Origin of the sequence: Flavobacterium sp. Leaf359 (assembly GCF_001423985.1) — a bacterium.
GTDB lineage: Bacteria > Bacteroidota > Bacteroidia > Flavobacteriales > Flavobacteriaceae > Flavobacterium > Flavobacterium lindanitolerans.
In genome coordinates this window covers 182,407-199,943 of record NZ_LMPW01000010.1, presented here as the reverse complement: position 1 = coordinate 199,943, position 17,537 = coordinate 182,407, and the positions used below count along the sequence as shown (strand labels likewise).

15 protein-coding genes are annotated in these 17,537 nt (G+C 38.8%); 7 read left to right on the top strand and 8 right to left on the bottom strand.

From position 1 onward, the window contains the following. The 4 genes from ASG38_RS18245 to ASG38_RS05150 form a co-directional block, all read right to left on the bottom strand. Window positions 1-299, bottom strand: a 299-nt coding sequence (locus ASG38_RS18245) for a hypothetical protein (RefSeq protein ID WP_056067826.1), incomplete at its 3' end; no start/stop codon positions are given. Between the two features lie 114 nt (window positions 300-413). Next, entirely contained in the window at window positions 414-3,020 is a 2,607-nt protein-coding gene (locus ASG38_RS05160; protein WP_082482158.1) for an ATP-binding protein, read from the bottom strand. Window positions 3,021-3,197: 177 nt separating this feature from the next. Next, complete coding sequence (locus ASG38_RS05155) at window positions 3,198-3,830, bottom strand: DNA-3-methyladenine glycosylase (protein ID WP_056067820.1); 633 nt, start codon at window positions 3,828-3,830, stop codon at window positions 3,198-3,200. 89 nt (window positions 3,831-3,919) lie between these two features. Next, window positions 3,920-4,678, bottom strand: a complete 759-nt coding sequence (locus tag ASG38_RS05150) for a hypothetical protein (RefSeq protein ID WP_056067818.1) — start codon at window positions 4,676-4,678, stop codon at window positions 3,920-3,922. A 210-nt stretch (window positions 4,679-4,888) separates the two neighbouring features. Between ASG38_RS05150 and ASG38_RS05145 the strand changes: the two genes are divergently transcribed. Genes ASG38_RS05145 through ASG38_RS05135 form a run of 3 tightly spaced genes read left to right on the top strand, consistent with a single transcriptional unit; the run spans window position 4,889 to window position 7,699 of the window. Further along, the gene (locus tag ASG38_RS05145; protein ID WP_056067816.1) at window positions 4,889-5,959 is read left to right on the top strand and encodes a sensor histidine kinase; all 1,071 of its coding nucleotides are present in this window, start codon (window positions 4,889-4,891) and stop codon (window positions 5,957-5,959) included. After that, window positions 5,956-6,681 carry a LytTR family DNA-binding domain-containing protein gene (locus ASG38_RS05140; RefSeq protein WP_056067814.1) on the top strand — a complete coding sequence of 242 codons (726 nt, stop codon included), beginning with the start codon at window positions 5,956-5,958 and terminating at the stop codon, window positions 6,679-6,681. Before ASG38_RS05145 ends, ASG38_RS05140 begins: the two co-directional genes overlap by 4 nt. Window positions 6,682-6,703: 22 nt before the next feature. Further along, window positions 6,704-7,699 carry a hypothetical protein gene (locus ASG38_RS05135; protein ID WP_056067812.1) on the top strand — a complete coding sequence of 332 codons (996 nt, stop codon included), beginning with the start codon at window positions 6,704-6,706 and terminating at the stop codon, window positions 7,697-7,699. 2 nt (window positions 7,700-7,701) lie between these two features. Here the strand turns inward: ASG38_RS05135 and ASG38_RS05130 are convergent, their stop codons facing one another. Then, window positions 7,702-8,598 carry a LysR family transcriptional regulator gene (locus ASG38_RS05130; protein ID WP_056067809.1) on the bottom strand — a complete coding sequence of 299 codons (897 nt, stop codon included), beginning with the start codon at window positions 8,596-8,598 and terminating at the stop codon, window positions 7,702-7,704. 101 nt (window positions 8,599-8,699) lie between these two features. Here ASG38_RS05130 and ASG38_RS05125 point away from each other — a divergent pair, with 101 nt between their 5' ends. The 4 genes from ASG38_RS05125 to abc-f all read left to right on the top strand — a co-directional run bounded on the left by ASG38_RS05125 (window position 8,700) and on the right by abc-f (window position 11,843). Beyond that, window positions 8,700-9,293 (top strand): NAD(P)H-dependent oxidoreductase, encoded by a 594-nt coding sequence (locus ASG38_RS05125; RefSeq protein WP_056067808.1) that lies wholly within the window; start codon window positions 8,700-8,702, stop codon window positions 9,291-9,293. A gap of 5 nt (window positions 9,294-9,298) precedes the next feature. Next, window positions 9,299-9,583: a putative quinol monooxygenase gene (locus tag ASG38_RS05120; RefSeq protein ID WP_056067806.1), complete on the top strand. Its 285-nt coding sequence runs from the start codon at window positions 9,299-9,301 to the stop codon at window positions 9,581-9,583. A gap of 220 nt (window positions 9,584-9,803) precedes the next feature. Beyond that, on the top strand, window positions 9,804-10,097 hold the full coding sequence (locus ASG38_RS05115) for a hypothetical protein (protein ID WP_056067805.1): 294 nt from the start codon (window positions 9,804-9,806) through the stop codon (window positions 10,095-10,097). A gap of 150 nt (window positions 10,098-10,247) precedes the next feature. Then, window positions 10,248-11,843, top strand: coding sequence for a ribosomal protection-like ABC-F family protein (gene abc-f / locus ASG38_RS05110; RefSeq protein WP_056067803.1), 1,596 nt, complete (start codon window positions 10,248-10,250; stop codon window positions 11,841-11,843). A gap of 174 nt (window positions 11,844-12,017) precedes the next feature. On the opposite strand, the gene ASG38_RS05105 is transcribed toward abc-f, so the two are convergent. From ASG38_RS05105 to ASG38_RS05095, 3 genes are all read right to left on the bottom strand, one after another. Then, window positions 12,018-12,506, bottom strand: coding sequence for a hypothetical protein (locus tag ASG38_RS05105; RefSeq protein WP_056067802.1), 489 nt, complete (start codon window positions 12,504-12,506; stop codon window positions 12,018-12,020). Window positions 12,507-12,561: 55 nt separating this feature from the next. After that, window positions 12,562-15,969 (bottom strand): hypothetical protein, encoded by a 3,408-nt coding sequence (locus tag ASG38_RS05100; protein WP_056067800.1) that lies wholly within the window; start codon window positions 15,967-15,969, stop codon window positions 12,562-12,564. A 139-nt stretch (window positions 15,970-16,108) separates the two neighbouring features. Then, window positions 16,109-17,371 (bottom strand): aspartate kinase, encoded by a 1,263-nt coding sequence (locus ASG38_RS05095; RefSeq protein WP_056067797.1) that lies wholly within the window; start codon window positions 17,369-17,371, stop codon window positions 16,109-16,111. Between the last annotated feature and the right edge of the window lie 166 nt (window positions 17,372-17,537).

Genomic DNA, 17,537 nt, shown 5'->3' with positions numbered 1-17,537 from the left:
AAGTTTCCAGCGCAACTATCTTCATAGAGTTCCATCGCAAGATACATTGTCGAGTTCGTTGACACCCTGGACAGGTTAACGGACATTGTCTGTTCCGTTGCCGTAAAACGATACCAAACGTCCTGGCTGCTGTTAGTAGCGCATGTAGGAGCTGCACCACTGAGAGTTGCACCGTTAAATGTGCCACTTACATTGACGCAATTAGCGTTTGGATTTAATTGTATTGCATTCACACATTCATCATTGGCTTTGGAGGAAACGTGCCAAAAAAGAATAAAAAACAGTAAAAGTTGTTTCATAAAAGTATATTGATTTTGATTGTTGATTCACGTCGGTAAATTTAGATTTCCGGTCACAAACGGCTATGCAACCATGTTGCCATATTGTGTACTATTGTTGCATCTGCAAAAAAATTATTGATTTTTAAGCACTTGGCTCGGACTTTTCCCAAAGTACTCCGTAAAGGATTTTGTAAAATAGGACTGGCTGTTGAAACCGCATTTGTAGGCAATTTCAGTAATGTTTCCTTCGTTATTAAGCAACAGATCTTTGGCTTTTTCAAGTCGGATCATGCTGATAAAATTAGTTGTGGAGAACCCTGTCAGCGCAACTAATTTTCGGTGGAGTTGGCTTCTGCTGACAGACATATTATCAGAAAGTTCATTAACGGAATAGTTTTGATTATCTATATTATCCAAAATATGACCAATGACTTTATTGACATAGGGATTTGGACTTTTAACTCTTTCTTCAAATACTTTTTCCGAATGTATGGCTTCTTTATAGGCTTCTTTATTCCTTTGTACGGTATTGAAAAGGTTTTTTATCGTCAGCTTCAGCTCATCTGGCGAAAACGGTTTTGAAATATAAGCATCGGCTCCATGCTGCAATCCTTCCAAACGGCTTTCCAATGATGCTTTTGCAGAAAATAATACAAACGGCAAATGATTTGTCAATTCTTCAGACCTGATTGTCGAAAGCAATTCGATACCGTCTTTTTCCGGCATCATAACATCCGAAAGGACAATATCGGGCAAATTCTTGCGAATTAAATCAAGAGCCTCTTTTCCGTTTTTAGCATGGATTATGTGAAAGTTTTCTTTTAAGACAGCTATGCTGAAAGCTGCCGTATCCGGGTCATCTTCAGCGAGAAGAAGGATTGGCATGTCCTCATTCGTAACTCCGGCATCTGTATGATTTACGGCTTCCTGTATTGGAAGGGAAACAAGGAATGTAGTTCCCGAAGAATCGCTTTGAAGATGAATAGTTCCTTGAGCCAATTCTACCAATTCTTTAACAAGAGAAAGGCCTATTCCCGTTCCATTGGTGTCTGAAGTCTGATTTCCTCTGAAAAAGCGACGAAATACTTTTTTCTGCTCTTCTTTCGGAATTCCAGGACCCGTATCGCTTACACGAATGTTTAATCTGTCTCCTTCTATCTGTGATGCCACTTGAATTTTTGCTTTTGGAGGGCAGTATTTCACAGCATTCCCGATAAGATTGGAAAGGATTTTTTCCAAAGCATTAGATGGAAACGAATAATGTTTTTCTACATTATTCTTAGTATGCGTAATTTGTATGTCTTTAGATTTTGCTTCATTAGCAAAAGTGTCAATCGTATTTTCGATAAAATCATCAACCGCACCGTTGGTATAATGTAGTTGGAAACTGCCTCTGCCCAATTTTGACGCATCGAGCAGTTCGGTAACCAGACTCATTAATTTTTTAGAATTTCGTTCCATCAGACTAAGCTGTTCTTCATTCGAACAATCAGAACGCTGTTTCATAACCTGGATAGGGCCATCAATAAGCGTAAGCGGTGTCTTGATTTCATGCAGGATATTTTCAAACATCCTAAGTTTTTCCTTTTCAAATTTTTGGGTAATCTTTCTTCTTTGGAAAATCAAATAGGTAATAAATCCGCCAATCAAAAACAGCAAAGCAGAACCATATAGCAAAGCGGTTTGTTGATTCTTTGCTTTTTCCGCCTCATGTTTGTGAAGTTGGATTGCCTTTTCTTTTTTCTCGCTTTGGTACTTGATTTCGAGTTCTTCGATTTCTTTTTGTTTTGCTGCGGTAAAAAGACGCTGGCGTGTTTCGTTTTCCAGTTTTTTATAGTGGTAGGCATTTTTAAAATCTCCCATCGATTCATACAAAATGCTTATTCTTTCAAATAATGCCGGCTTATATTGGTCTTCCGGACGCAGTTCATTCACTGCAATCGCTTGCTCCATATACTCAATTGCCTTGTCATAATTTTTCTTCTCCAGATAATAATCTCCCAAATTCTGATGTGTAGTCATCATGGTGAGATAGTCCTTGTTTTTTTTGGAAAGCTCAAGACCTTTTTCGTAATAATAAACACAGGAATCCGATTTTATTCCCTGATAAGCCGCTCCAAGCGAATTGTAAACCGTAGCCAGATAACTGTCCTGCTTGTTTTTTATTAGTGTTTTTTCAGCGTCTTTAAGCGTGTGTATTGCTTCGTCAAATGATTGGTTCATAATCTGCAAAGCTGCCAGATTTGCTGCTATGAAAGAATAATATTGATAATCATTCGCTTCTTTTTTGGCTTGTGCTGCCTGTTCCAGATAGTATTCTGCCTTTTTAGGGTCGTTCATGTAAAAATAACAGGTTCCTATTCCATTGTAAATAGTTCCCGCCAACGATTTTTCGTTATGCTTTTCTGCCAGTTTAAGCCCCTCCTGATAGGTAGCAATCGCTTCCTTCATTTTGTTTTGCTTTTGGTAGGATTCCGCGATAAGGGCAAAAGAACGGATTACAATCGCATGATTATTTATCTTTTTGCCTATTTTTTGGGCAACCTGGCTGTAATAAAGACAAGAATCCTGATTGGTTGGTAAAAAATATTTTGCAAGTTCAAGATTCAGTTCACTTTTGCGCAGCCCATCTGCTTTTTTAATTAATGTGTGTAAAGAATCTGCAGTATTCTGGCTTTTCATCTGTTGGGGGAAAACAATAGAAAAGACAATGATAAAGTAAAAAGCAAACTTTGCCATAGTATTTGGGGGCTTGATTAAGTTTTTGAATTGTCTACAAATGTATAGAAATTCATCATATTTCCTATTTTTCAAGCGTTAAAGCAGCAGTATTGTTAGAAATTTTAATAAAAAATGACCTTAGAAGAAATGAATCACAAAATATTTACGCCTCTCTTTCGATTCTAATTATATCTATTATTTCTTAGCCCTTAATGACAGGTAATAATGCCATAACAGCATAGTTGCAACCGTGCGGAAAGGTTGCCAATTGGCCGCCTTTTCTATTAGAATCTCCCGGGAAGTTTCTTTGGGCATGTTTTTCAATTGCTTTAACGCATTTACCGCCGCCAGGTCTCCTATTGGAAAAATATCGGAACGTTTCAGTACAAAAATCAGGTAAATATCAATCGTCCAGTTGCCTATACCTTTTAACTGGCTCAATATAGTCCGAATGGTTTCGTCAGACTGTGTTTCCAACAGCTGCAAATCAATTTGTTTATCCAGGAGTGCCTGGGCCAAATGTTTTACATAAGCTGTTTTTTGTCGGCTAAAATAACAAGCCCTGAGTTCTTCTTCAGACAAAGACAGTATGCGCTCAGGCGTAATTTCCCCAACATAATCTCTCAATTTATTAAGGGCTGCCAATGCCGAAGTGATTGAAACCTGCTGTTCCAGTATGATGTGCACCAACGTTTCAAAAGTATTGGGCCGCGACCAAAATGGCGGATAATCGTATTGGTCGAGAATATTTTTGATATCCTGATCTTTTGCGGCAAGACTGTCGCACAGGCTCCGGAATTCGGAGGGTGTAAACTGGCTGAACTCCATAACAACTATTGCTGTAATAAAGTATAAAGCTAATCACTTTTAGAATAGCTTGCCACATAAATCCCGGAAACAGAGTCAATATTTGGATATCAGGCAACACCACTGGCAACCAAAGGCACCCCTTTAATGGCTGTCCCGGCCTTGGCATTGATGTTTAATTCGATGATTTCGGAAGTATAAAAGTCAAAAAGGAATATTTTTTCAAAACCGGATGAAAAGGTAGCTGTTTTTATAGTTTCATCAATCAAAAACGACCTGCAGTTGTTATCAACAGCGCTCAATACTATTACCAGCCATTGTCTTTGGTCTGATTGCAACAAATAGTTCTGGTCTATGGCGCTCTGTATGTCTTCATAACTGCATTCTAAAATCCTGAAATCCCGGTTTACAATTCGGAATTCGGACGAAGGTAGTTTTCGGATGCGTTCGACATATTTGTACAATATGACCTCTCCTTTGATTCCTGAAATAATCTCGCTTTTGAGTTTCAGGATTTCTGCAGCATCAAAATTGGCTTCCGGATTGCGGAACTCCACATTATAGAGCGCCCTGTAACGGTCTCCAAGTTCCGAAAATTCTGTTTCGATTTCTGAAAGAATTTTTGAGATGGCGTTTTCTTTTGGTGTAAGAAATAAATCCGACGTCGCCACACTGATTTTATCAATCCTGCCATCAGAATCTTCCAATTGGAGTTCTCCTTTTTGTGTAATGGTAGTTCCCTGGTCATACAGGTCTGCAAATTTCCACAAATCAACAATTGCTTTGATTTGCTGTTCTTTGGCGCAGGCTTCCTGTTTTGAACTCTCGATGGCTGTAATCCAGCGCTCTATTGCTTGGACCGATTTCATAACTTTTTTATTTCAAAAGTAGAAGGAACATAAAAGCTCCCCGGTTTTTTTATACGAACACAAACTTATTTTATACAAAAACCGTTATTTAATAGATTTATGGCTAAAACAGGCAAAAAACCTTTTCGTATAATTAAAATGGGGGTTGGTATAAATTAATTGGGTAGTGTCCTTTTTTAGTCTTATTTCGTACCGTTAAAATATAGAACCTTGAAAGACAATTGTTTTCAAAATAATTTCATTAAATTCCTGATTGACCCCAAGTACAGGGTATGGAGGCATCTGTCTATTATTATATACATAATTGCATTTTCATACGATTCGGGAGAAATCAAAGAGTATAGTGGCGATTTTCACTATTATGTGAAATGGCTGTGGATTGCCTACTTCTTGGCAATGGTCTACATCAATATGTATGTACTGATTCCGAAGCTTTTATTTAAAGGTGAATATGTTACTTATCTGGTCTGTCTGGTACTGCTGATAGTATGCAGTTTTATACTCGTAAAAAACGGCCTGAATTATTTTGAGCAATACCGCATTACGCCCCGAAAGGTTTTTACCAGTTTCTTCCGGGAAATTCTGGCCACCTCCAACCTGCTTACAATTCTGGTTTTTTCATCCACTTCCATCAAACTGTTTCAGCAATGGGCCCGTGATACGGAACGTATTATTGAACTGGAAACCAATTCCCTTCAACTGGAACTCAAGGAATTAAAAAACCAAATCAATCCGCACTTTCTTTTCAATATGCTGAACAATGTCAACGTACTCGTTAAAAAAAATCCGGAAAAGGCTTCAACCGTTATTATGAAACTGTCCGATTTTCTTCGTTATCAACTGTATGACAACAACCAGCCTTCGGTTTTGCTTTTATCGGAAATACAATTCCTGAACGATTTTATGGAACTTGAAAAAATTCGTCGTGACGACTTTAATTTCAGGCTCACAATTGAAAACGAAGACAGTAACAGCAACTTGATTTCACAGTTGGTACTTCCTCCCAACCTCTTTACGACATTTATAGAGAATGCCATTAAACATAGTGCCGATTTGGACCATCCTTCCAAAATAGACATTACTTTCAAAATTTATAAAAAAGAACTTGTTTTTACGTGTTCCAACACTAAATCTGCAGAGCCCATCGATGAGCAGCATAAAGGAGGATTGGGGCTTGCGAATATCAAACGCAGGTTAGATTTGCTCTATGCGAAGGATTATAAACTGGATATTAATGACGACGATAAACAATATACCGTAACCTTAACACTGCCAATATGAACTGTATAATCGTTGATGACGAACCTCTTGCCAGAGAGGGCATGCTTCTGCTTCTGCAGGATATTCCTGAATTGAATGTGATTGGGTGTTTCAATGGCCCTAAAAAAGCGCGGGAATTCATGCTGGAAAATACAGTTGACTTGATTTTTCTCGACATACAGATGCCGGGAATCAACGGATTGGAGTTTGCAGAATCAATTCCGGAACAAACCCTCATTATATTTACTACAGCCTATTCGCAATATGCTTTGAAAAGCTACGAGGTGGATGCTATAGATTATCTGGTAAAGCCAATCATTAAAACCCGTTTGGAGAAATCGATTAAAAAAGCATTTGCTTATCGCGAATTACTGTCCGGAAAGGAGGAAAAAAGCACGCTGGAAAGTCTCGAAACCGACTTTATGCTCATAAAATCAGAACGCAAATTCCACAAATTACTTTTTCGGGATATCCTTTATATCGAAGGGCTGAAAGATTATGTCGTGATTTATGTCAACGACAGCAAGATTATCACTGCCATGAACCTTAAAACCATCTCACAGCACCTTCCGGAAGTGCAGTTCATCCGCGTCAGCAAATCGTATATGGTCAATGTACAGCATATTGATTCTTTTGACAACCATACTATTTATATCAAAACTTCTGAAATTCCGATTGGCGAAGTATTCCGAAAAAAATTCCTGGAACAGTATCTCGGAAAGAACATTTCGGACAGATTATAACAACAACCGTTAAAAACATGCTATGAAATCAAAAATTTTGCCTTTTGCAATACTGCTATGCGTATTTGCCAAAGCACAAGAAAAAGAACAGTTAAAAGAAAACGTCAAAGCTGCCGTAACCGAGAGGTTTCCGTCTACCCGTTTTTTGGACTTCCAGTACCAGCAATACCTGCCAACCGATTTTGATTCCGAATTATTCGACAGGGCTTTCGAGGAAGGAGAAATCAAAAACCATTACCGATTCAACGCCAATTCCAATTTTGTCGTGTTTTCAAAACCCAGATGGAGTATTACTACTTCGCTCAATTACAAATACGAAGCCTTTGAATTGAATGATGTGGAAAACGTAGCCGGTGATGCTATTGCTCCTTATGACAAAAAAATAGATTTTCACTACCTGTCTGCAACACTAAGTTTTACTTATTTCGCCCGATTATTTAATAAACCTTTTATTTACAATGCCAGCCTTACTGCAGATGGTAGCGAAAAAGATATTGAGCGGTTAAAAGGTTTTATTGGCGCAACAATTATTCTGAAAAAAACAGAAAGAACCACGATTGGAGTTGGAGCACTTGTTTTTATCGACCCGGCTTCCCCGGTTCCGGTTGCTCCTACTTTTATGATGGAACACCGATTCCAAAACTCACCCTGGATATTGGACCTGATTTTACCGCAAAGGCTCTTATTCCACAGGCCGGTATCTGAAAATGGAAAATTTTCTATAGGAACAGAACTCAACGGTGACGGTTTTTATGTCTACAACAATAATGTGCCGGGCTTTGCAGACGTGTACGATTACCGTATTTTAGAACTTCGTTCCGGCCTGACCTATGAGCATCATATCAACAAGACAATCATCGCAACATTCAAGACCGGATTGTCTACCGTTTTTAATTCAAGACTCTCCGAAAGAGGAGGAAACACAAACGATTATATTTTTTCGACCAAACAAGACGGCACGGGTTATTTCAACATAGGAATTTCTTTTATGCCTGACTTCAAAAAGAAGAAAAACTAGGTTTATTTCATTACTTTCATGAATATCTCTTTGATTAGGGCAATCTCGTCTGCGTAGATTGTCTTTTTTCTTGTAGCAAAATGAAGCGTGTTTTTGAGAGGTACTTTTCCCTCCCATATCATCTTGATTTGGCCGCTATCAATATCTTTCTTACACAAAAAATCCGGTATTACTGCCAATCCCTGACCACTGCTAAGACAGCGTACTATAGAATTTAGGTTGGGCACGATATAGTTCGGTCGGAAGTCAGGATATTTATTGAAGTTCAATTGCCAGAACCTTCTCAAATGTTCCATATCTCCGGTTGTACCATACCACTTTTGCTGCTTCAGCCATAATTCGACGGCTTCAAAATCACCTGCTTCTTCCAAGGCCTGAAATGTCTGTACGTCTGTTTCATTGCCACCCACCAGCACTATGGTTTCAGATGAAAAAGGCTGGTAGTCGATTCCGCTTTTTGGAACCATTTGCGGCGTGATGATAATATCCAGGATTCCTTTTTCGAGGTTTTCTACCATTTCGGGATATTCTCCAAATTGAATGATTACATTAAATGGCAAGGTCGCAATATATTGCTCCAACGTAATCTGGAACGTTTCGAAACACATCCCCACACTAATAGTAGGTGTGTGCTTTTCCGTGCTGCGTTGGAAATTCTTTTCGGCCTCTTCCAGTTTTGTCAACGCTTCTATAATAAAATTATAAAGCACTTTTCCTCTTTCCGTTGGAACCATTTTGCGTCCCGTACGGTCAAACAGCTTATATCCGACATAGTTTTCCAGCGAACTCAAATGCAGACTCACTCCGGGCTGTGAAATAAACAGTACTTCGGCAGCTCCGGTTAGTGTTCCTGATTTATATACGGCTTTAAATGTCCTGTACCATTCCAGATTTACCATGATTTAACTATTATAATTATAATACAAATGTATGAATTATGTTATTTTAATAATAGGTAATGTCGTCCTAAATTTGCATCATCAAATGAATTATTACAATCATGAAAAAAATATTTATAATCAATGGTGGTCAAAAATTTGGCCATTCCGGCGGCAGATTCAATGAAACTATCGCACAGGAAACTTTTAATTTTTTTAAAAATAATCCCAACTTTGAAGTACAGATAACAGATGTCAACAACGAGTACAATCCTGCTGAAGAAGTAGAGAAATTTGTTTGGGCCGATGTTGTCATCTACCACACTCCTATCTGGTGGTTCCAGCTTCCACACGCTTTTAAGCAATACATCGATGTTGTATTTACAGAAGGCCATGCTACCGGAATTTACCATAGCGACGGCCGTTCTTCAACAAATCCAACTGTAAATTATGGAACTGGCGGAATGCTTCATGGCAGAAAATACATGCTCACCACTTCCTGGAACGCTCCAAAAGAAGCCTTTACGCTTCCTGACGAATTTTTCCAGCAGAAAAGTGTAGACGAAGGTGTTATGTTTGGCTTCCATCGCATGAATGCTTTTACCGGAATGGCTCCTTTGGAAGGTATACATTTTCACGACATCGAAAAAAATGCCGACGTAGAAAGGGACATCGCACTGTATAACGAACACCTGAACAACATCTTTTTAAACTAATTCTCATGATATATCTGACAGCAATAGTAAAAAGCAAACCGGAACATAATGATGTTGTAAAGTCATTACTGATGAACATGGCGGTTCATTCCAAAAAGGAAACGGCCTGTCTTCAATATGACCTGCACCAAAACAGCACAGAGCCTAATATTTTTGTTTTCCATGAAATCTGGAACGATGAAAAAGGACTCGAAGCACACAACAGCCAGCCCTATATTCAGGAGTTTGTCAAAGCATCTGAAACTCTTTTGGAAGACAATGTCATTATATATAAAACACAAAAAATCTAATTTAGAATTTGAGATTTTAGATTTAGGATTTTTGTCTACTGAAACCTGAAACATTCTCTTATAATATTATAATACAAATGCCACAAGGCAGTCATAAATCTACCCATCTTATCTAATTTCTAAGATGGGTAATTTTATTTTTATAAAACATGATTTTTATCATAAAAGGCTGATACAATGTATACTTACCTTTACAGTATAAATTTTAAAGCATCTTATCATGAAAACATATAATGATTATCTGACAGGTTATAAAAGAGGTTTTATTGGCTTTACCACATTGAGTGTTCTTGCTCAAAGTTGTCTTGGTGCTATTGCTGCCATGTTTATTCTTATGGGCGGTACATCAATCTGGCACATGATACAGTTATTCTTCGTAACCATATTCTGTATGGGATTTAACGCAGCAGTATTGTCACAGCAAAAGCCAAAATTTGTATTTGCCTTTCTTATTGTCAGCGTTTCTTTTAGTATTCTCTTTTCTCTTCTGAATATACATTACCTATTTGCATAAACTAAGAATAGCGGAGTTTAATTACATTTCGTATATTTGTCCTCTCAAATCAATAGAAGATAACGTGTAAAAAATAATTTCTTTCCGATAATTAAAAATGACGAACCTCATCGGGGTCTGTCTTTTCATTAATCTTTAAAGAAAGAAATTATGCTGATTTTACAGAATATTTCCTATACACACTCCAACAAAGAGGTACTGTTCAGCAATATCAATCTGACAGTAAACAATCACAATAAAATAGCAATAACAGGCAGTAACGGAATCGGAAAATCTACGTTGCTCAAAATTATTGCCGGCGAATTGCAGCCCGTAAGCGGACAACGAATTATTGATGCCCAACCTTATTATATTCCGCAAATATTCGGACAATACAATCATCTGACCATTGCACAGGCGTTGCAAATTGAAACCAAACTCAATGCCCTGCAGGAAATCCTGAGCGGAAATGTTACGGAAGAAAATTACAGCTTGCTAGATGATGACTGGACAATTGAAGACCGTTGTAACGAAGCTTTACAACATTGGCAGCTCACCAACCTGGACTTGTCGCAAAAAATGGAAACATTGAGTGGCGGACAAAAAACAAAAGTTTTTTTGGCAGGAATTTCAATCCATCAGCCAGAATTGGTTTTGCTGGACGAACCCAGTAACCATCTTGATATTTCGGGAAGACAGCTCTTATACGACTTTATCCAATCTGCAAAAAGCACCTTAATTGTAGTGAGCCATGACCGGAAATTGCTAAATCTTTTAGACACGATTTGCGAACTGAGCAAATACGGAATTAAAGTATATGGCGGTAATTACGATTTTTTCACAGCCCAAAAGGAAATAGAAAACAATGCTTTGAATCAGTATATACAAAGCAAGGAAAAAGCATTGCGGAAAGCCAGAGAGAAGGAACGCGAAACATTAGAACGACAGCAAAAATTAGATAGTCGCGGCAAGGGAAAACAGGAAAAAGCCGGCGTTGCCAAAATTATGATGAATACACTACGAAACAATGCCGAAAACAGCACTTCAAAACTCAAAAATGTGCATGCAGAAAAGATTGGCGGCATTTCAAAAGACCTGCAGGAACTCCGTTCTTCCTTGCCCGACATGGATAAGATGCGATTTGGTTTCGACAATTCTTCTTTACATCAGGGAAAAATTTTGTTCACGGCCACAAATATTAATTTTACTTACAGCACACAACCGCTTTGGAACGAAAACCTGAGTTTTCAAATTATCAGCGGAGAACGTATTGCCTTAAAAGGAACAAACGGTTCCGGGAAAACGACTTTAATAAAATTGATTTTAGGGAGCTTAGAACCTCAAACGGGAACCGTCTACAGGGCAGACAACAAATCCGTTTATATTGACCAGGATTATTCTTTGCTTGACAACAAGCTCAAAGTTTATGAACAGGCCCAGCAATTTAATTCTTCTTCCTTGCAGGAACACGAAATAAAAATCAGGCTGAACCGCTTTTTGTTTACAAAAGAAGATTGGGATAAACCGTGCAGTGCTTTAAGTGGTGGCGAAAGGATGCGCCTGTTGCTTTGCTGCCTGACCATTAGCAGTCAATCTCCGGATATTATCCTGCTGGACGAACCAACCAATAATTTAGACATCAAAAACGTGGAAATATTAACTGCCGCCATTAACGAATATCACGGCACTCTGATAGTTGTTTCGCACGATGAATATTTTTTAGAGGAAGTTAAAGTGAATCGGGCTATTGAGGTTGTTAGGGACTGAGGCGCCAAGGTTCTCAGGTACTAAGGAACTTGGGGGTATGAACTGATTATTCTTTATAGTTGGGAATTGTTCTATTCTGATACTAATTATAATGTAACACTGCGCCTTTGCGAGAAAAAATTGCACGCAAAGACGCAGTGTCTTATGGGTTTAATATTGAAGTTAAATTTCTCCTTATGCTTTTGGCAAAGGCTGTCCAACGGCAATATCGCAACGGTGTCCCGGCTGTCCGTGTGGCGGATTCATCCCCGGTGCGGTAACAACATCAGCATTATTAACCGGAGTTATTTTATTAGGAGTTGCTGTAGGCTGGGCTACCGGTTGCGGTTGTGCTACAGCAGTTGGTGCCGGTTTTTGGCCCGGAGGCGAATTTAACGGAGCACCTACCTGAATATCACAACGGTGTCCTGGCTGTCCGTGTGGCGGATTCATTCCCGGAGCTGTTGCCACCGGCTGTGGTTGTACTTGTGGCTGTACCTGTGGTTGAGCCTGCATTTGTTGTGGCTGCACGCTCACCGGTTGTCCTTCAGCAGGAGTTGCTGCTCCATCTGCCGCAACCGCTTCAGTTGGTTCCGCACTTTCCTGTGGCTGTAACTCTTTTTTGCATGAGGTCATGAATAATGAAACTGCCAAAAGTGAGCCTGCTATTATTTTTGTTTTCATGGGTCATTTTTTAGATTAAGATTCCAAATATAAACGTTTCAGCGGATTATCCATGTTAAAAATAAGCCCTAAGCTGTACGCTTCCGGTATGGATAGCTTTGCTTTCTTCGCTTTTTCTTCCTTCATAATTCACATTAACATCCAAAAACTGTGTCAGGTTTTTTTGCAGCAGCAAACGCCAGGTCAAATTTTGCCCCGGCTGTAATCCTTCCAGCATCTGATAGGCTACCGGTGACAGCGCATCGCCGCTGAAATCATTCTTGTACAATGAGAATTCGCCATTCATTGTAAATTTTTTCTCTGATGAATAGGTGAATGATGTCCCTACCCGATGTTGTTGTAAGGCTTCCTTATCATTAATTTTATTGTCCTTATCCTGATATTCATAAAATAAATCCCAGCTTGCATTCCTTGAAAACAGATAAGAAATTTTTGGTGCCAGTTGGTAGCCCTTTAATTCAAAATTTTTACTCACATAATTTTCCGAATACAATTCTGATTCGATTGTTTTGCCCATAAACCCTAAAAGCCAGCTTTTTTTGACCAGATGGGCATATTGAATCTGATGTGAACGGTTATTGCTTTCCTGTGAACCTACAGAAAGTAATGTCTTTGCCCTATTTCTCAAATACGTATAGGTTAGGGAATGGTCTTGTTTCCCCCGGTTATAAAATAAGCTGTTTCTGAAACTGGAATTTAAGCCCAATAAATTTTTCTCACCCGAAGAAAACGGATTCAGGTCAAAATTATCGCTATCGCGGACAATCTTTCGGTCCACAAGAAAAGAAGTCTGGTTATAGAAATAGGATAAAAATTTTCTGAATCCTTTTTCGTTTTGCCATTGGTTGGCATTCAGTATCACAGACTGTGAAAATTTGTTCTGGTGCGTTTTGATAAAAATCTGGTTGGGAAGAAAAATCCTTACGTATTCTGCCTGGTCTGCAAACTTGGCAATTTCAAACTCTTCCAATTCCTGAATTCCATTATTGTTATAATCAATCCAGGTGTAAACGCCCCGTCCCGGTTCTACTTTCAGATAGGTAAATTCCTGTTGCGGAATGGTTCCTGAGGTGGTTTCATAGGTTGTGGTAACCTGAATTAACTGGTCAAAATAACGGTCATTATAGAGTAATCTCGAATTTAAGGATGGTTCATTTTTTCTTGTGGGGTCTTCAAATTTCAAATTCCTGTAGTTGACAAACAACGAAAGGTCGCTTTTTTCGGTTTTCATCAATCTTGACTTCAGATAATACGAATTGGACGTATTGACCTTTTTCACAAATCCGTTAACCAAACTGTCATTGGAACGTTGCAGATAGCCCAATTCCACATACACCTTTGTACTATCGCCGCGTCCGGTAAAAAATCCAAACTCATTAAACTTTTGGCTCAAGGCAGAAAACTGTCCGGTTTCCTTAATCTTTTCTTCATTGTCTTCCAGCCTGAAAGCACCTCCTACCCAGTTCTTACCAAAATGGTAACGCGCCTGTGTCTGGTTCCTGATAAATTTTGATTCAGAGTAATTGCTATCACTTTTTAGTATACTCCCGTTGTTCTGAAAAGTAAAATTTTTAAATCGGAAAGAACCGTCAACAACATGTCTGGTACCCGAAAAACTTTCCGAAAAATCAAGCTTTTCCAATTGGTATCTTGCATTTCCTTTATTGGGAAGGATAAAATTCAAACCGGAAATAAGCAGGCTCTGGTTTCCAATCGGATTGGTCAGGTTCCAGTCGCGGTCAAACTCAATCGTAAATAAACGCTCAATGGTTCGGAACTGCTTTTGCACAAATTGATAGTTGGCAAAAGCATCCAGTTGCCATTTTTTTGAAAACAGTCTTTGCTTGGCATAAATTTTTCCGGCCAATCCCTGATTATCGTTATCGTCTTTTGAAGAAAACAGGTTCAAATCATTGTTGCTTACGCCTAATTCAAAATCGACCAGTGTTTTTTCGCTTGGCTTGTATTTCCCCAAAATGGTAGCAATCTGGATTTTAGTTGGTGCAACCAATCGGATGATAGGCTCATAATTTCCTTGAGGAATACCGTTTACGGGCGGAACATATTCATATACTCTTCCTATTGTGGCCGTATTCGAAAGCCTGTAATTTCCCTGATTAGCACCTACGAGAGAAAACCGCACATTGTACAACTCATCAGTGGGGTTGTTTGAGAACTCAAAGACCTCAACACCACCAATGGTTGTTTTTCTGTACAATATCTTATTTTCGGAATAGCTGTCTACATAAGCCGATGGTGCTGTCATTGCAGCAGAATTGTCGCCTGCTTCTTTCAGCACTTCTACCTGTTCTGCAGAAAGGTTTTGTTGCAGTGGCTGGTTTTTCACGTCATTTTCTGAATATAAATATCCCCCCAAGCTCCACTTTTCCTGCTCGTGCATGGCTCCTGCATAGGTCACGAAACGCGTATAGTTTCTATCCGAATATTGATATTCGACATTAATTCTCATTTCGGAAGTAATTGGAAACAGCGAAGTAAAGATAATTTCACCTGCGTTATAATCTATCGTATAATCGTTGTTTTCACCTCGTGTCAACAGAATTCCGTTGACAAAAACACGTTCTGAACCGGAAATAACCAGAATATACAATTCGCCATTAGGTCCTTGCAGCTTGTAGGGCCCCTGGTTTCCTTCTTGTCCTGTAAACGAACTTCGGGCGTATTGTCCCCGAACCAGAGCCGCCGATGCAAAAACATTCGTTTTATTTTCCGGTGTACCAAAGGTAAAATTAGCCGAAAGCCCTTGTACTTTTTTATTGAAATTCAGAAATCGGGATTGCCTGTTTTCCAAAAACAAATCCCCGGCCCGAATATTCCATTTATCGCTGAAAAGCTCAATAAAAATCTGGTCGAATTCATCCAGTTTTTGCGAATAGCCGCCTTCCTGCAAAGGAATATTGCTGTCCTGAATGGAGGCTCTCAAACTCACCTTGTCCGAAATCTTTCCGGTAATCTGTAAATCCAGATTGGAATTGACTACAGAATTCTGGTTATTACCAATCGTAATGCCTCTCGTAATGCTTCCTGATGTGTTTAATCCGTCAAAAGGTTTAAAAGTGCTTATCGGGTCCCGGGAAACTTTATAAAGATTCGCTTTTCCGGCTTCATTACTGACGACACGGCTGTCGTCATAAATGCTGTATTTCCGGGTAAGATATTCAGGATAGCTGAAATAGCGTAGTGTCAGCGTGTCTTCAGATTTGAAATCATTCTTAAAAACAAGTATACTTTTCTGGAAATCAACCTTATAATAAGTTGTATCGATATCATTTCCTTCCCTGTCCTGTAGCTTGAAAAACGAACTGCTAATGCTTACGCTGTCAATACGTATCGTATCTTTTGAAGCCGTAATCTTCCGGTTTTTATACGGCGATTTGACTTCCTGGGCAGAAAGTCCGGAAACAAAGCCTGTTAAAACCAGAAAAAGCAATTTTTTCAACATAAATACTATAACTCCGAAAGCTCAAAAGTAGTATTTATAAACCAATAATTTCAAGAGCCGGGTTCTTCAGAGGCAAGCAAATAAAAATCGGGAGTAACGGATTACGATACTCCCGATGGCGTGTGGTTTATAAAAAAAATTAGTTGGTGGTTTCCTTGGTAACAATCTGCATGGTTTCCCTGCTCACCTGCTTGAGCAATACCTGTTTTCCTTTTTCAACCATTTCTGAAGCTTTTTCATTGAAATGGCGAATGGTATAAAGCGAAACATTTTCATTATACGAAACTTTGAATTTCTTTGAAAGCACATTTTTCAGGTCGTTGAAATTACCGAATTTGTCTTCAATACAAACCGAGAAACTGATTGCCGAGTTCTGAATCAGGCTCACTTTCATTTTGTATTGGTGCAAAAGGCCGAAAATCTCACTGATATTTTCTTCCATGATAAATGAGAAATCTATAGAAGAAAGCGAAATAAGCAGTTGTTCTTTTTTCACGATAAAACAAGGCAGGTGCGGTTCCAAATCAGCCCCTTTGCTTACGCTGGTTCCCGGCAATGACGGATTCAGGAATGATTTTACAAACAGCGGGATTTCTTTTCGCTGTAGCGGCTGCAATGTTTTAGGGTGAATAACGGTAGCTCCGTAAAAGGCAAGTTCTATAGCTTCGCGATATGAAATCTGGTTTAGGAGTGTCGCATTTTCAAAATATCTCGGGTCGGCATTCATAACACCTGGCACATCTTTCCAGATGGTAACACTTTCCGCATTCAGGCAATAGGCAAAAATCGCTGCCGTATAATCTGAACCTTCACGTCCTAAAGTCGTTGTAAAGTTATTTTCATCCGAGCCTAAAAATCCCTGTGTAATATTGAGTACTTTTTTCTTTACGTTTTTAGAAATCAGTTTTTGCGTTTGCTCCCAATCTACAATAGCATCACGATAGGTCGTGTCTGTTTTTATAAAATTACGCACATCAAGCCATTGGTTTTTCAATCCCCTGTAATTGAAATAGTGGCTGATGATAGTGGTCGAAATTATCTCCCCAAAGCTGACAATCTGGTCATAAACAAAATTATAGTTTGGCGATTTGTTGCTTTTCAGGAAGCCTTCCAAATCCGAAAAAAGCTGATTGATGGCTGTGAATACGGCATTTTTATCATCTTCAAACAAATCAAGCAAAATCTGATTGTGGTATTTCTTGACATCCTGTAGGGACGATTGCAGCTCGGCCGACCTTTCAAAGTAGTTCTTTATGACGACTTCCAAAGCATTTGTCGTTTTTCCCATAGCCGAAACAACAAGCAAGACATCATCATAGCCAACCTGTTGCAAGACATCGTATACATTTTTAATGCCATTGGCATCTTTTACTGAAGCACCTCCAAATTTAAATACTCTCATTGATTTTTGATTTCAGATTTTTTGACCTTTGATTTATGATTTTTGATTTTTGATTTTAGATTTCTGATTTTAGATTTTTGGCTTACTGCTTATGGCCTATTGCTTTCAGCTTCGCATTCGACTTTTAATTTTCGACCTTAGACTTTTTGACCTTAGATTTCTGATT

Excerpts from the sequence above, each read along its gene's own strand:
- ASG38_RS05140 (WP_056067814.1), top strand. The coding sequence starts at position 5,956 with ATGAACTGTATAATCGTTGATGACGAACCTCTTGCCAGAGAGGGCATG.
- ASG38_RS05130 (WP_056067809.1), bottom strand. The coding sequence starts at position 8,598 with ATGGTAAATCTGGAATGGTACAGGACATTTAAAGCCGTATATAAATCA.
- ASG38_RS05115 (WP_056067805.1), top strand. The coding sequence starts at position 9,804 with ATGAAAACATATAATGATTATCTGACAGGTTATAAAAGAGGTTTTATT.
- ASG38_RS05135 (WP_056067812.1), top strand. The coding sequence starts at position 6,704 with ATGAAATCAAAAATTTTGCCTTTTGCAATACTGCTATGCGTATTTGCC.
- abc-f (WP_056067803.1), top strand. The coding sequence starts at position 10,248 with ATGCTGATTTTACAGAATATTTCCTATACACACTCCAACAAAGAGGTA.
- ASG38_RS05105 (WP_056067802.1), bottom strand. The coding sequence starts at position 12,506 with ATGAAAACAAAAATAATAGCAGGCTCACTTTTGGCAGTTTCATTATTC.
- ASG38_RS05120 (WP_056067806.1), top strand. The coding sequence starts at position 9,299 with ATGATATATCTGACAGCAATAGTAAAAAGCAAACCGGAACATAATGAT.
- ASG38_RS05155 (WP_056067820.1), bottom strand. The coding sequence starts at position 3,830 with ATGGAGTTCAGCCAGTTTACACCCTCCGAATTCCGGAGCCTGTGCGAC.
- ASG38_RS05160 (WP_082482158.1), bottom strand. The coding sequence starts at position 3,020 with ATGGCAAAGTTTGCTTTTTACTTTATCATTGTCTTTTCTATTGTTTTC.
- ASG38_RS05150 (WP_056067818.1), bottom strand. The coding sequence starts at position 4,678 with ATGAAATCGGTCCAAGCAATAGAGCGCTGGATTACAGCCATCGAGAGT.
- ASG38_RS05100 (WP_056067800.1), bottom strand. The coding sequence starts at position 15,969 with ATGTTGAAAAAATTGCTTTTTCTGGTTTTAACAGGCTTTGTTTCCGGA.
- ASG38_RS05095 (WP_056067797.1), bottom strand. The coding sequence starts at position 17,371 with ATGAGAGTATTTAAATTTGGAGGTGCTTCAGTAAAAGATGCCAATGGC.
- ASG38_RS05125 (WP_056067808.1), top strand. The coding sequence starts at position 8,700 with ATGAAAAAAATATTTATAATCAATGGTGGTCAAAAATTTGGCCATTCC.